Raw genomic sequence first — 13,873 nt, 5'->3', positions numbered from 1 at the left:
TCTGCTTTTATTGTACCAAATTTATGATTTCTTTCTGTGACAAGGTCACATTTCTTTTTATTTTAGGCGATTTAGTCTGTTCTTATCCCGCAGCGTGATCGCGCCGCGCTTCAACTCCACCAGCCCGTCCTCTGAGAAGTTTTTGAGCATTCGTGCCACTGCCTCCCGCGCCGAGCTGATGTGCTGGGCGATCTGCTCATGGGTCATACGTATCGTGTCGGAGCCGGTACGCTCCGCTTCGGCAAGAAGAAATTCTGCCAGCCGCCGATCCAATCCCTTGAACATGATCTGCTGCATCGCCCACATCACATCAGAAAACCGTTTCGTTGCCAACTCATAGAGGAAGCAGCGGACATATAGATTTTTCTCCTTGAGTGCAGCAATGATATTTGCGGGGATAATCAGAACGTCCATATCCATTCCGGCGGTCATTTGCGTATCAAAGGTGATCTGACTGATCACACAAGAGGCAGAAAGCACGCACAGCTCACCCGGATACAGCCGGAACAATGTGACTTCTCGCCCTTCCTCGGAGAGAAGATAGGTGCGGATCTCGCCGGAAAGGACGAACATCATTCCGAGACATTCATTGTCGCTGCTGTGAACAAATGCGCCCTTTTCATAATGACGGACAAAGGCGCTTCGGCGCAGCGTTTCTTGCTCCTGTTCGGTCAAGGATGACCAGAACGGAAGTTGTGTCAGTGTGCGTTCCATATCAATGGCAGCTATGCTTGCCGCATCCGTGGTCACCGCAGGTGTGCCCATCCTCGCCGTGCTCATGGTCATGGTGGTCACAGTGAACATTGGGGTCGTAGCCCAGATTTCCGTTGAGCAATGCGCTCACCGCCGCATCAGCGTCTCCGCTGACACCGCCGTAGAGCTTGATGCCCGCTTCGGCCAGAGCCGCCTGCGCACCGCCGCCGATGCCTCCGCAAATCAAAGTGTCCACGCCGTTCTGCATCAGGAAGCCTGCCAGTGCGCCGTGACCGCTGCCGTTGGTGTCAACGACTTCCGCATGAACGATTTTGCCGTCCGCAGCTTCATAAAGCTTGAACTGTTCGGTGTGGCCGAAATGCTGAAAGATTTGACCGTTTTCATAGGTAACTGCAATTTTCATAATGGAATCTCCTTTGCAAGTTTTGCCTGATTTTTCCATGTTGGCTCTCTGCATCCGGCAACAGCGGCCGCAGTGGGCTGCCTCCTGTCCTCCGCAGATGCGGTAGTTTCCCCCGGTGATGTGCAGCGGTTTCCCGTGGACAAGACACGCTGCGATCTTGCGCCGTGCGCTTTCGTAAATCTCCTGCACGGTAGAGCGGGAAATATCCATTTGCGCGGCACATTGCTCGTGGGTTTGCTGCTCCAGGTCAACCAGCCGAATGACCTCGTACTCGTCCAGCGTCAGCAGGATCGGCTCGGCATCCTCGCACCCGTTGGGGCAGAAGGTATCAACTTGCGGTGCGCCACAAATCCGACGGCACCGTGGCGGTCTTGGCATGGACGCGCCCCCTTCGTTTTCGGTATATGCCGATTATAGCACGTCGGACAGAAAAATCAATATGGATTTTTAAGAAGCCGCTGTAATTTCTATCCTCATGTAGATGTTGGCTGATAGTCGGAGTCGAAAGCAACATGTGAGCTATCCTCAAGTTAGATACTTTACGAAAAGAAGCGACGCCTGAACGAGTGCCCGTGGCACTCGTTTTTTTGTTGCAATGCAATGCGGGTTAAAACATTTTTGATACGCTATAAACAAACGCAATTCGATAAATGACTTGAACCGCAGAGCAAAAAACATAATTTTCTGTATTATAGCATAAACTCCTGTATGTCTTCAAGGCAAACGGCGTAAAATCGTGGGTTATTTTTCTTCGGTCATCACCTAAAATAATCATAAGATAGGTGGTGAATATCATATGGACACACAATTCGTGCGTGATCGAATTACTCAGCTGAGATTAAAAAAGGGTGTCTCTGAATATCAAATGAGTTATGATCTTGGGCATAGCAGAAGCTATGTTTATAACATATCCTCTGGCAAATCGTTGCCACCTATGGCAGAGTTTCTTCAAATCTGTAACTATTTTGATATTACACCAAGCCAATTCTTCGATGAATCCGAAGAAAATCCCGCACTCCTGCAAACGGCCATTGAAGAATTGTGAAAGCTGAATGACGATGACTTAATGCTCATCATCGGCAATATTCGTCGGCTGACCCGTGAGTGACCATTCCCTGAAATAACATATTTGTAAGTACAGAGAAACCGCAAGGCATCGGTGTATAATCCATGCCTTGCGGGATTTTGCTTTATAGAGGTGATTTGCATTGAAACCTGAGAGAAAAACAATTTGCAGTTCTAACTCTGGGTAATACGCCGGAATTGCATAGTATATCACCACAAAATACACATCATTTGATTTCCATATACCATACTGATGAGTTCTACAAGGATAATCAAATGAGGTGTAAACTAATGACATAGTAGGTGGTATATATGTTCAATGCACAAAACCGAATCCGGCAGCTGATGGCCGAGCGTGGATGGACTATTTATCGATTAGCGCAGGAATCCGGCCTGTCGCAGACAACGATCAGCAATATCTTCAAGAGAAATAATCAACCATCCCTGCCAACGGTAAATGCGATTTGTGACGCTTGCGGGATTACACTGGCGCAGTTCTTTACGGAGAATGATACAGCAAATTCACCTAACGCCAAGAGTGAATTAGATAATAGTGTTGCGGCTCTCAAGGAGGATCAGCGCGAGGCACTTGCCGCATTCATCAAGACAATCGTATAGTACATAACCGCTCAGCCATACTGTGCGGCTCACAGCAGAGGCTGCCCGAGTTACATTGGACAGTCTCTGCATTTTTTACAAATCAAAGGGGGCATATTCATGAGCAGCGAAATCATGCAGGAAACCACACCGCTTGTTGAATGCAGTGCGTTTCATCGTGGAATGAGCGTGTTGGAGGCCAGTCTGCGAAACACCGAGGATTCAGAAGCTATCATAAGTGGCCTTCTGAAAGGTGCAGCTGAGTTTTATGGCGCATCAAGAGCCTCTGTGGTGGAAGCTGACTGGGATCTGGGAATCGGCGTCATTACCTACGAATGGTGCAAAGATGGTGTGCCGGCGCAAAGGAATATGCTCCAGTGCCTGCCCATGGAGAAGTTCCCAAGATGGAGGAAAGCACTTCGGGCCAATAAACCGGTCGTGATTTCTGACTTGCAGAGATTAGAGAAAGTCTATCCAGATGAGGCAGCCTTCTTTCGGGAGTATGGGGTGACTACACTGCTGGCGGCACCATTCTCCAAACGAATTATCAGGGATTCATTGCCGTGGACGATCCGACCCGCTACACGGATGACCCGGTTTTCCTATTCATCGCTTCCTATGCAGTGGTTGTGGAACTCAACGAAATCAAACAGCAGCAGTCCCTGTTGGCAGCAACAAAAGCCTCCAAATACAATCCGGAAGACATCCATATCAATTTCTTTGGCGGCATGGAGATCATCAGCTCCAAAGGGACATTGACCGGAGAAGATATTAAAGCGGATTAGTGCTACCTGCTTCTGGCATATCTCATTCTGAACCACAAAAAGAATTTCACTGTTGACACACTGGCAGAGATCATCTGTCCATACGACGAACTCAATCCGCCATATAAGGTCGTCAATAATATCGTTTACCGCCTGCGGCGTACTCTTTCCGTCATCGGGCTCGACAAGCTGGTCATCGGGAAGAATGGTACATTCCAGATCAATCCCAACTTCAATATCCATACGGATTTCGACCGCTTTGAGGATGCCTGCATTCAGTTGAAAACAGAAGAAAACCCGGATATGCGGCATTCCCTCTACCACAGCGCAGTCGATATGTATAAAGGACAGTTACTCCCAAGATGTGAACATGAGCTGTGGCTGATGCAGTTGTCCATGTACTATCAGTCCCTGTACCTGCAGATCACCAAGGGATATGTCCGCCTGAAGATGGAGTGCAAGGATTATATTCTGGCGCAAAAGACGGCCATTGATGCTCTGCGCTTCGATCCAAAGGATAGCGAACTGAACATGTATGCGATCCTCGCCATGGGATTCCAAGGAAATCTCTCTATGGCGCAGACCTACTATACGGCGGCAAAGCCCTATCTGGCGTTAGAGCATGCCGAGGTCATCAAGAAGTATTTGCACATAAAATGAGAGCTGCTTAATGTCGCTCCGGAGGTTGTAGCAGAGGTTACGCAGTAGGTTGCTCCAGAGGTTACGGAGGAGGTCGTACAGGAGGCTGCGCAGTAGGTTGCAGCTGGGGTCATAGAAAAGTCATACAGCAGGTTGTCCAGCAGGTCACGGTTGAGGTTGCCCGCCCGTTATCATTGGTTATCGGATGCGTCCGATAGATGATGCGGGCGGGTGATTTTTTTGCTGTACAGGAGACGATATTACGCCGTTGGTCACCACAAGGCCGGTTTGCGCCCCTTGTGTACGGATCTGTACGGCCCTCCTGCGCCGCAGACAGCCCATCATTCTAATATTGCGTCCTGCTCCCGGAGCCATTGCGCTCCGGGAGCTTTTTTGCATTTTGGGGCTCCTTTGCCACGCTGCCGTGGCCCTCCGTTTTCGAGATTTGCTTCACCACCAAATCTCGAAAAACGGAGGACAGAAAATGTCGTATCACAATGACCCATATCGGGTTGATTATTTGAAGATATATCCCTGCTTAAAAGAGCGCCCGGATGTGTTGGAAGTCTTAAAGAAAAGCGACCGCAAGATGAAATACATGGAGGTGGATCTGAAAAGCGAACAGCGCAGGAAAAATGCCGAGAATGGTGCGGAGAGTTATGTTCCCAGTAAAGAGGATTCGCTGGAGCGACTCGTATATTCTGCAAAGTGCCAGTTTGCGGACGATGCTGAAGGTATCGAGGATGCCATGATCAAGAAAGACGATTTATGCCGTTTGCGGGCCGCACTGGATCAGTTGAGCGAAGAAGAAAGAGTTCTGATCCATGCACTGTTTTTCGACGAGCGCTCAGAGCGTGAGCTGGAAGAAATGATGGGCGTCCATCGAATGACGATCCACAATCGGAAGATCCGTATCTTACAGAAATTGAAAAAGATGCTGAGATGACAAAAAAGTTTGGTGCAAACGGTGTTTTCAACGGCTAATAGAGTGAGAGGGCTTTGAACCTCCCCCCGCTGCTGATAAATCAGCGGCTTTGCTCCTTGAAAAATACCGCCCAGGTCATATCCGGCAACTTGAATACATTAGCTGGCGGAGCCAGCGTCAGGCCGAGTGCGCGAAGACCACCTGTGCGGAGAAACTCCGCATCAAAGGACGGCCAAGTAAGGTGCAGAGCGATACCCACTCAGGCCAAGGCAGCCTTGGCAAGCTGTCCCCGCCATGATCCCGTCAGCCCATAATGATACTCCTGTACGCAGCTTCGAGAGATCCTCGGAGGGGTGAGAGTCCCGTGATGTGCGCCCGCACAGTTCAAGTTGCCGCCCTGCCTGGGGAAGTAGTGTCGAATACAGGCAAACAAAACCGTAAAGTTCTGGCCGCTCCGGTGATGGGGGCATCTGCTTCCGTTGCCGGAGCGACCACACTCTTGCGGCAGAAGCATGGGAACTGTCTACCCCCTCCTATATTTTTGCATTCGATTCCTTTCTCCTTTGTTCGTCGGTCCAACTATCGCCTCCCCTTGATTCCTTCTTCGGACGGTTCCCATGCTTGTGCCGCAGAGATGGTCAGATACAAGGAGGAGCGCAATTATGAACCCTAATATCAACTTCTATGGAATCGTGATCCTGCTCAGAAAACTCCGGGAATGCGGTATTTTCACCGAAAAAGAACTGAGAAAAATTGCCGCACGGATCGCTGCGGATAACGGTGTTGAAGTCATGTTTTTTCTCTGATTTTCTTCATCTTTCAGTAGCTATTCGGACGCTGTTGTGGTAGTGTTTGTGTTGCAAAAAAGGAGGTGAGCGTACATGGATAAAAAGCGACTGGTAGACGGAACAACAGCCCTGGCAGAAAAGCGGCCTCGTGTTATAAAAATCGAGCCTGCGGAGCGGCCTCAAAATGTGCAGCTGCGGGTCGCTGCCTACACTCGTGTCAGCTCAGACTCCGAGGATCAACTCAATTCCTTTGCCGCTCAGAACCGCTACTACACGGAGCTGATCTCTGGCAAGGCCGAATGGCGCATGGTTGACATCTATGCGGACGAGGGAATCACAGGAACTTCGGTGGCCAAGAGGGATGACTTCCAGCGAATGATGGCGGACTGCCGCCGCGGCCTGATCGACCAGATCCTTGTCAAGTCTATCTCACGCTTTGCCCGTAACACCAAGGACTGCCTCCAGAACATCCGTGAGCTAAAGGAACTGGGTGTCAATGTCCGATTCGAGCGTGAAGGTATCGATACTGTCAATGTGAGCAGCGAACTCATCACCGCCATCTACGCTGCCTTCGCCCAAAAAGAGAGCGAGTCCATCTCAGGTAATATGCGATGGAGCTATCAGCGCAGGATGGAGAGCGGAACATTTCTCCCCTCCTCCATGGCATACGGATACAGGCTCGACGGCAAGAAAATCGTGATAGACCCCGAAGCTGCACTGATAGTCAGCCGTATATTTCAGTGGTATTTGAGCGGAGTGAACAAAACCGAAATTGCAAAGAGGCTTAACGAAGAAGGCGTTCCCAGCGGTCAGCAAAAACAATGGTATGCGGCGGCTGTTCGATACATTCTCACAAATGAGAAAAACACAGGCGATTCATTGTGGCAGAAAACATATACCAGCCATACACTTCCCGCAACCAGGTATAAAAATACTGGGGAGTATGAACAGTTTTATGCGATGGGGACTCATCCTCCAATTATCTCAAAAGAAGCCTTTGAGCAGGCACAGCAATTGGCGCAGAAACGGAAATCCACTTACGGGAAGAAGCTCCGGCGTGAACCATATCCACTATCCCAGAAAATATCATGCGGTCACTGCGGCAGCTCTTATCGCAGAAAAGAACAAGTATCCTCGGCGTATTGGTGCTGTAGAAAACATGATACATCCGTGAATGACTGCCCGATTGCACCCGTCGCAGAGGAAAGCCTCTACGGAGCTTTCTGCCGTCTGTACTACAAGCTGAAGCATCAGAGCATCCCCATTCTGGAACAGATGCTTACAAACCTCCGGCTGATTCGCAATCGCAAGATGCTCTGGAGTCCTGACATCGTTGCCCTGAATAAAAGAATATCAGATCTATCCAGTCAGAATCAGACATTGGCCTTCCTCAAGCAGCAGGGCCTTGTTGATCCTGACATTTTTATAGCCAAAACCAATGAGCTGACCAAACAGCTCCGGCAGGCCAAGCTGGAAAAAGAAAAGCTGATGGATGCCGAGAGCGACATGACCGCCCTGCAAACGCAAGACTTAATAGACCTCTTGGAAGGTGGGCCGGAATTCCTCGACAGCTTTGACGCGGAACTGTTTGGTGAACTCGTTGAGAAAATTATCATAGAGAGTAATGACTCCGTCCGCTTCTGCCTGAAAAATGGGCTGGAGCTGCGGGAGTCCATAGAGAGGACGGTGCGGTGATGGGAAACCGGAAGCAGCCCTTCGGCTACAAGATGGCTCTGGGTAAGATCGTCATACAGGAATCAGAGGCGAAACTTGTGCAGGAGATTTTCCTCCGATATATTGCAGGAGAATCCTTGAATGAGTTGACGGAGTCGCTTCGCCAGCAAGATATCCCATACGACGAGGGACGGCTCTGGAACAAAAATATGGTCGCCCGTATTCTGGCAGACACACGCTACACCGGAGAAAAAGAATATCCCAAGCTCATAGATAAGGAACAGTTCATCGCAGCAAATGAAAAACGCTCAAACAAGCCCCAACTTCCGAAAAAGACAGAAGCCCAAAAGGTGCTGCGTAGGCTCTGCGGTGCACCACCATCTGAGCGGGTGGAACAAAGTGTCACCTACCTGCTCAATGGTCTCGCTAATTACCCGGACCACATACAGCATCGGCGCAGTCCTACGCCAGTCACATATTCCAAAACGCAGGAGGCGCTGGATAATGCTCTGGAGCAGCAGCCAATCGACGAGGATAACGCCAAAGTGCTGATCCTCCGGCTTGCGTCGGAGCAATATGCTGCGCTGGGGGATGAAGAATATGAAACAAATCGCCTCCGGCGCCTCTTCTCAGCATTCGAATGCGCGGCGGAACTGAACGCTGATCTTCTGAAAAGCACCGTGTCCGAGGTGCTGGTGACCCGCCAAAATGTCAAACTGCGATTAAAAAATGGGCAAGTCATAGAAAGGAGCGACCTGCAATGAACGAGGATGCCCCAAGAGTAATTAAGATCCCTGCCAAGCCGGAAGCCACCCGTCAGGCAGAAGCCCGCAGACAGCTCCGGGTGGCAGCTTACTGCCGAGTTTCTACTAAAGAGGAGGATCAGGCAAACAGCTATGAGGTGCAAAAAGAGTACTATACCGATAAAATCATGTCCAACACCGCATGGACAATGGCCGGAATCTTTGCAGACAAGGGCATCACCGGTACCTCAGCCAAGAAGCGTGAGGACTTCATGCGGATGATCCGGCACTGCCGCCAGAAGAAAATCGATGTCATCCTGACCAAATCGGTCTCCCGCTTCTCCCGCAATACGGTGGACTGCCTCTACTATATCCGGGCGCTCAAACAACTTGGCATCGCAGTCATCTTCGAGAAGGAAAACATCAATTCTCTGGAGGAGGACAGTGAGCTGCGAATCACCCTCTCCGGTGCCTTCGCCCAGTCTGAAAGTGAATCTATCTCCGCGAATGTCACATGGGGTAAACGCCGTGCCATGGAAGCCGGAAAGGTCAGCATCCAATATAAAAAGCTGTATGGCTACCGCAAAGGTGAGGATGGTCAGCCGGAGATCATTCCGGAACAGGCCGAAATCGTCCGATGGATCTATGAGCGCTATCTCACCGGAGCCAGCCTGCGGATGATCAAAGAGGAACTGGAACAGCAAGGCGTCAAGTGCTCCGAGGATTCTCCGGAGTGGACCATCTCACGCATCCGAAGCATCCTGCAGAATGAAAAATACTGCGGTGATGTGCTGATGCAGAAGACCTTCCGGCAGGACTTTATCAACCGCAAGGCTATCAAGAATACAGGCCAACTTCCCATGTACCTCATTGAAAATCACCATGAGGGCATTGTCAGCCGTGAAAAGTATGATGCCGTACAGGCGGAGATGGCACGGCGGAATGCAGCAAAGAGCCCCTCCAAGAACGCAGTCACGGGGATGGCCTCCTACGCCAGCAAGTATGCGCTCTCGGAGCGGTTGGTCTGCGGTGAGTGCGGGACCCTGTATCGCCGCTGCACATGGACACGAAACGGGGAAAAACGAGTCGTATGGCGCTGTGTGAGCCGATTGGACTACGGTAAGAAATACTGCCACAATTCGCCCACACTGGATGAAGCACCACTCCAGCAAGCGATCCTCGCAGTCCTGAATACAGCCATGGCTGACAAGAATAGCTTGATTCGGCAGATCACAGCTGCAATGGAAACAGAGCTCATCCCATTCCCTGGTGGCACAATGAGCCTTGGAGATATTGAATGCAGGCTGAGGGTGCTGGAGCAGCAGTTCCAAACACTGCTGGAAAAGGCCACGGATGATCCTGCCGCCTATGGCGGTCAGTTCAAAGAAATACTGGACGAGCAGACTTTCCTGAAGGAAAAACGGTCCGTGATCCTCACGAATAACAACGAACAGGCAAAAGCCAATCAGCGCATCATGGATGCCGCACAGACATTGGAAAACGCATCGCCCCACATTACAGAGTGGGACGAGAGCGCCGTTCGCCAACTGGTGGAGACAGTAAAAATCCTATCCAAGGATGAGGTCGCAGTCACCCTGAAGGGTGGCATTGAGATTTGCCAGAAAATTATGTACTGAAAGAAGGTGGAAAGATGATTTTTGTAACCGGTGATTGCCACGGAAACTTTGAACGCTTCAAGCCGAAATATTTCCCGGAGCAGGCACAAATGACAAAGCGGGACATCGTGATTTGTGCCGGAGACTTTGGTGGTGTGTGGTTTGGAGACGGCCGTGACGAGGCTGCATTGGACTGGCTGGAAAGTCTTCCGTTCACGCTGGCCTTCATCTGCGGGAATCATGAGAACTACGACGCACTGGAACGATATCCGGTGAAAGACTGGCACGGCGGCAAGGTACACCGCATTCGCTCTCATGTCCTGCACCTGATGCGTGGACAGGTCTTCGAGCTGGAAGGCTATCACTTCTTCACCATGGGCGGAGCAAAAAGCCATGATACGGAGGACGGCATTCTGGAACCGGGTGCTCCGGATTTTGAGCGAAAGCTCCTGATGCTGCAGAGAAAGCCCCGAGCGAGGTATCGCATCAATCACATTTCGTGGTGGGCGCAGGAGATGCCTTCTGAGGAGGAGTACGCTGAAGCACGGAAAAATCTGGCCAAGGTCGATTGGGCGGTGGACTATGTTATCACGCACTGCGCTCCCACCAGCATTGCTCTCATGGAAAACCGCCACAATGAGGCAGACCCGCTCACAGATTTCCTGCAGGAGGTCAAGGAGAGAGCACATTATCACTACTGGCTGTTCGGCCATTACCACGACAACCGGGCCATTGATGAAAAGCACATACTGCTCTGGGAGCAGATCGTACAAGTTATCTGAAACAGGTCAAGGCAGAGAAAAACACGGCGATGTTACCGTGTTTTTCTCTGCCTTGAGCGTTGAATCAGGCGCTGTGCGCCGGAAAGGAGAAACTATGAATATCCGAAAGGCTGTGGACTACAGCACAATGTTTGCCACACTGGAATCTGTCATGAAAGCAGATCTACCGCAGATGGAGCTGTACTGCGAAATCGGCAAGGCCGTCTGTGCCCACTCGGAAAAGGGTGCAGCGGTATCTGCTGCGGAGTTCATAAAAGAACAATACCCGGATATGACCGGCTTCTCTCCGCGCAATGTGCGCCGGATGCGGGATTTCTGGCAGTTGTACAGCGGCACGCCGGAACTGCTTGGCGAAGCGCTTCACTTGAATCGGACACAGAACGTTGTGATCATGGAGGCAGAGCTGCCCGCAGAGGAGCGCCGCTGGTACATCCGGCAGGCTACAGCACGGAATCTATCCAAGGCGGAGCTTCTGCGAATGATCGAGGATTCTGCGTATCTGGAAAGTGTTCTCGACGAAAAGGTCGATGTGTGGTATAATGAGGGCAACGATGAGATTTCGGAGAGAACGCAGTATGAAGAGGATCCTGTTTATCTGTCATGGAAATATCTGCCGCAGCCCCATGGCCGAGTTCGTGATGAAGGACTTGGTAAAAAAGGCGGGACTGGCATCGCAATTTCATATCGAATCAGCGGCTACCAGTCGGGAGGAGATCGGCAACCCAGTCTATCCTCCGGCACGGCGCAAGCTGGCCGAGCATGGGATCTCCTGCGAAGGCCATGCCGCACGGCAGTTGACAAATCGGGATTACGACGAATACGATCTCCTGATCGGCATGGACCAGGCCAACCTCAGGGATATGTACCGTATCTGCGGCGGCGACTATGTCGGCAAGATGTCCCTCCTGATGGATCACACCGCCCATCCCGGCAATGTGGCAGACCCATGGTACACCGAGGACTTCGAGGCGACCTGGCAGGATGTGCTGGATGGCTGCCAAGGACTTTTGAAAGAATTCATGACAGAACGAGGTGATTCAAATGGCACAAAACGATAATATCCAACTGTTCGAAGACAAGCGTATTCGAACCGCATGGGATGAGGAAAAGGAAGAATGGTACTTTTCCGTCGTTGATGTGGTAGCTGTGCTGACTGATCAGCCAGATTATCAGGCAGCTCGTAACTACTGGAAGGTAACGAAGAAACGCCTGAAGGATGAGGGAAATGAAACGGTTACAGCTTGTAACCAGTTGAAAATGACCGCTTCGGATGGCAAAAAACGATTGACTGATGTAGCCGATACCGAGCAGCTTCTCCGAATCATCCAGTCTATTCCTTCCCCGAAGGCAGAACCGTTCAAGTTGTGGCTGGCACAGGTCGGTCGAGAGCGTATCGAGGAGACCATCGACCCAGAGCTGACCATTGACCGCGCTCTGGAAACCTATCTCAAGAAGGGTTACAGCCGTGAGTGGATCAATCAGCGGCTGCAGGCTATCCAGGTCCGTAAAGAACTGACGGATGAATGGGATGCCCGCGGTGTGCAGAAAGGCGTAGAGTACGCCATCCTCACGGACGAGATTTCCCGAGCCTGGTCTGGCATGTCCACCTGGCAGTACAAAAATCTGAAGGGCTTGAAAAAGGAAAACCTTCGTGATAACATGACTACGCTGGAACTGGTACTGAATATGCTGGCGGAGGCCACTACCACTCAGTTTTCAAGAGATTGCAAACCAACGACCTTCCAAGAGAATCTGGCAGTTGCCAAAGCAGGTGGCCAGGTTGCCGGGCGAACCAGAAAAGACATTGAGTCTCAGTCAGACACACCGGTCATCTCCCCGAAGAACGCCGCACAGCTTAATCAAGTTGTGACAGATCTGCTGGAAGGCGCAGTCTCTGACACAACTGAAGAATCAAAAGACAAGTGAGTTCTGTGCATCAAGTTTTTCTTGCTGTCATACGACGTTTTTTTAAAGCAAATTTCAAAAAATCTATAGTGTTGCGTTATGACACAGAAAAAGCCTGTAACCGCAATGGTTACAGGCTTTCTTCATACTTGTTTTCGATGGGTTTTCCCTTTAGTTTTCCCTTTACAGCTTCCGAGAAGCGAATTTACGCTTGTTCGGGTGGTAAAGTTTCAGCAAAAAAGATGTCTGGCGAAGGTTATTCGCCAGACACTTTTTCTATAAACTTTTCCATCCTCGCTGCGCTGTTTTGCTTCATTTGGTCTGTGACGTGCCCGTAGACATCTAAGGTGAAGGAAGCAGTTGCATGACCCAGATTGCCTTGTACGGTCTTAATATCATCCCCTGATTGAATCGCAGCAACAGCATAGCTGTGACGTAAATCGTGAAAGCGCGCTTGAGGTAGTCCAATGGATGCTACAATTCGTTTGTATTGATTGTAGATACTATTCGGTGAAACATTTTCAAATTTTTCGATAGCTTGCTTATACGATTTGAGAGCTCGAGGATATGAGGCGAGCCAATGTTGTGTTTTTGCGATAATCTTAGCATCTACAGAATTTTTTGTGGTGCTCCCTGTTCGCTCCGATAATTTCTTTTTTAAGATTTCGACTTGGGGATTGTCTTCCACCTCGGGAAGTTTACATAATTCTTTAATAATATGGGTGCGTTGAACATCGCTGAAACACTTTAAGTTTTCCAACAGAGCAGTTCGCTTGTTAGGAACATTTTTAGGAAAAGGATAAGTAGCATAAGGAATTTTAATATTGTATTCTATTGAATATCCTACACAGTATTTTGCAATCTTACTTCCAGTTAAGCCACTTGCAATATCACCTAAAATGTCTGCTGCAAAAACTAATAGACTTGAATCTCCAAATATGATTATATATAGAGGTTGATATCTTTAACGAGGCTACCAAACAGCGCATGGACGAACTGGACGGTCAGCGGCAGGAACTTAAGAACGCACTGGCTGCCGCCAAACTGAAGGAGGATCTGGGGCTAAAAAAGGAACATTTACTCTACTTCCTTCACAGGTTTTCCGAGATGGATTACGCCGATGAGTCCTGCCAAAAGCGGCAGCCGCACAGTTTTTCTGCTCTGTGGCAGCCGCTTCATATGGATGCCATTCCACAACAAAAGGAAGCCGGCTTGCATTGCAAGCCGGCTTCCTTTTACTTTGATTGACCGTGTGGCC

Annotated in this window: 15 protein-coding genes and 2 pseudogenes; 13 read left to right on the top strand and 4 right to left on the bottom strand. The window is 50.1% G+C overall.

The genetic code is table 11. The features are described from left to right. Positions 1-57: 57 nt before the first annotated feature. Together PY311_RS06185 and PY311_RS06180 are read right to left on the bottom strand one after the other, a co-directional pair. On the bottom strand, positions 58-765 hold the full coding sequence (locus tag PY311_RS06185) for a Crp/Fnr family transcriptional regulator (RefSeq protein WP_350309704.1): 708 nt from the start codon (positions 763-765) through the stop codon (positions 58-60). After that, complete coding sequence (locus PY311_RS06180) at positions 716-1,495, bottom strand: DUF134 domain-containing protein (protein WP_286147801.1); 780 nt, start codon at positions 1,493-1,495, stop codon at positions 716-718. Before PY311_RS06180 ends, PY311_RS06185 begins: the two co-directional genes overlap by 50 nt. A gap of 418 nt (positions 1,496-1,913) precedes the next feature. On the opposite strand from PY311_RS06180, the gene PY311_RS06175 reads away from it, so the two are divergent. Together PY311_RS06175 and PY311_RS06170 are read left to right on the top strand one after the other, a co-directional pair. After that, entirely contained in the window at positions 1,914-2,162 is a 249-nt protein-coding gene (locus PY311_RS06175) for a helix-turn-helix domain-containing protein (protein ID WP_434059931.1), read from the top strand. A 332-nt stretch (positions 2,163-2,494) separates the two neighbouring features. After that, positions 2,495-2,800 carry a helix-turn-helix domain-containing protein gene (locus PY311_RS06170; RefSeq protein ID WP_177717473.1) on the top strand — a complete coding sequence of 102 codons (306 nt, stop codon included), beginning with the start codon at positions 2,495-2,497 and terminating at the stop codon, positions 2,798-2,800. Positions 2,801-3,381: 581 nt separating this feature from the next. On the opposite strand, the gene PY311_RS06165 is transcribed toward PY311_RS06170, so the two are convergent. After that, complete coding sequence (locus PY311_RS06165) at positions 3,382-3,786, bottom strand: hypothetical protein (protein WP_286147800.1); 405 nt, start codon at positions 3,784-3,786, stop codon at positions 3,382-3,384. On the opposite strand from PY311_RS06165, the gene PY311_RS06160 reads away from it, so the two are divergent. The 10 genes and pseudogenes from PY311_RS06160 to PY311_RS06120 all read left to right on the top strand — a co-directional run bounded on the left by PY311_RS06160 (position 3,685) and on the right by PY311_RS06120 (position 12,636). Continuing rightward, positions 3,685-4,203, top strand: coding sequence for a bacterial transcriptional activator domain-containing protein (locus PY311_RS06160; protein WP_350309712.1), 519 nt, complete (start codon positions 3,685-3,687; stop codon positions 4,201-4,203). The two genes, PY311_RS06165 and PY311_RS06160, sit on opposite strands and share 102 nt — an antisense overlap. Before the next feature lie 463 nt (positions 4,204-4,666). Beyond that, a complete protein-coding gene (locus tag PY311_RS06155; RefSeq protein ID WP_286147799.1) occupies positions 4,667-5,128 on the top strand; it encodes an RNA polymerase sigma factor in 462 nt (153 codons plus the stop codon). Positions 5,129-5,769: 641 nt separating this feature from the next. Next, a complete protein-coding gene (locus PY311_RS06150) occupies positions 5,770-5,913 on the top strand; it encodes a hypothetical protein (protein ID WP_286147798.1) in 144 nt (47 codons plus the stop codon). 75 nt (positions 5,914-5,988) lie between these two features. Beyond that, positions 5,989-7,590 carry a recombinase family protein gene (locus tag PY311_RS06145; RefSeq protein WP_286147797.1) on the top strand — a complete coding sequence of 534 codons (1,602 nt, stop codon included), beginning with the start codon at positions 5,989-5,991 and terminating at the stop codon, positions 7,588-7,590. Continuing rightward, positions 7,590-8,333, top strand: a complete 744-nt coding sequence (locus PY311_RS06140; protein ID WP_286147796.1) for a recombinase family protein — start codon at positions 7,590-7,592, stop codon at positions 8,331-8,333. Before PY311_RS06145 ends, PY311_RS06140 begins: the two co-directional genes overlap by 1 nt. After that, positions 8,330-9,949, top strand: a complete 1,620-nt coding sequence (locus PY311_RS06135; protein WP_286147795.1) for a recombinase family protein — start codon at positions 8,330-8,332, stop codon at positions 9,947-9,949. The genes PY311_RS06140 and PY311_RS06135 overlap by 4 nt, the downstream gene beginning before the upstream one ends. Before the next feature lie 14 nt (positions 9,950-9,963). Next, entirely contained in the window at positions 9,964-10,710 is a 747-nt protein-coding gene (locus PY311_RS06130) for a metallophosphoesterase family protein (protein WP_286147794.1), read from the top strand. After that, positions 10,664-11,197: pseudogene (locus PY311_RS12640) on the top strand (DUF1016 N-terminal domain-containing protein); the annotation flags it as partial. The gene PY311_RS06130 and the pseudogene PY311_RS12640, both read left to right, overlap by 47 nt. 88 nt (positions 11,198-11,285) lie before the next feature. Further along, positions 11,286-11,768 (top strand): low molecular weight protein-tyrosine-phosphatase, encoded by a 483-nt coding sequence (locus tag PY311_RS06125; protein WP_213540496.1) that lies wholly within the window; start codon positions 11,286-11,288, stop codon positions 11,766-11,768. Next, on the top strand, positions 11,743-12,636 hold the full coding sequence (locus PY311_RS06120) for a BRO-N domain-containing protein (RefSeq protein WP_350309703.1): 894 nt from the start codon (positions 11,743-11,745) through the stop codon (positions 12,634-12,636). The genes PY311_RS06125 and PY311_RS06120 overlap by 26 nt, the downstream gene beginning before the upstream one ends. A gap of 235 nt (positions 12,637-12,871) precedes the next feature. Here the strand turns inward: PY311_RS06120 and PY311_RS12780 are convergent. Further along, positions 12,872-13,132, bottom strand: a pseudogene (locus tag PY311_RS12780) (tyrosine-type recombinase/integrase); the annotation flags it as partial. Positions 13,133-13,602: 470 nt separating this feature from the next. Between PY311_RS12780 and PY311_RS06110 the strand changes: the two are divergent. Beyond that, a complete protein-coding gene (locus PY311_RS06110) occupies positions 13,603-13,863 on the top strand; it encodes a hypothetical protein (RefSeq protein ID WP_286147789.1) in 261 nt (86 codons plus the stop codon). Positions 13,864-13,873: the final 10 nt, after the last annotated feature.

The sequence above is a fragment of the Neopoerus faecalis genome (assembly GCF_029218125.1).
In the GTDB taxonomy this organism is placed as follows: Bacteria; Bacillota; Clostridia; order Oscillospirales; family Oscillospiraceae; genus Oscillibacter; species Oscillibacter faecalis_A.
The sequence above is the reverse complement of the archived record's forward strand: the minus strand, read 5'-3'. Positions and strand labels throughout refer to the sequence as shown.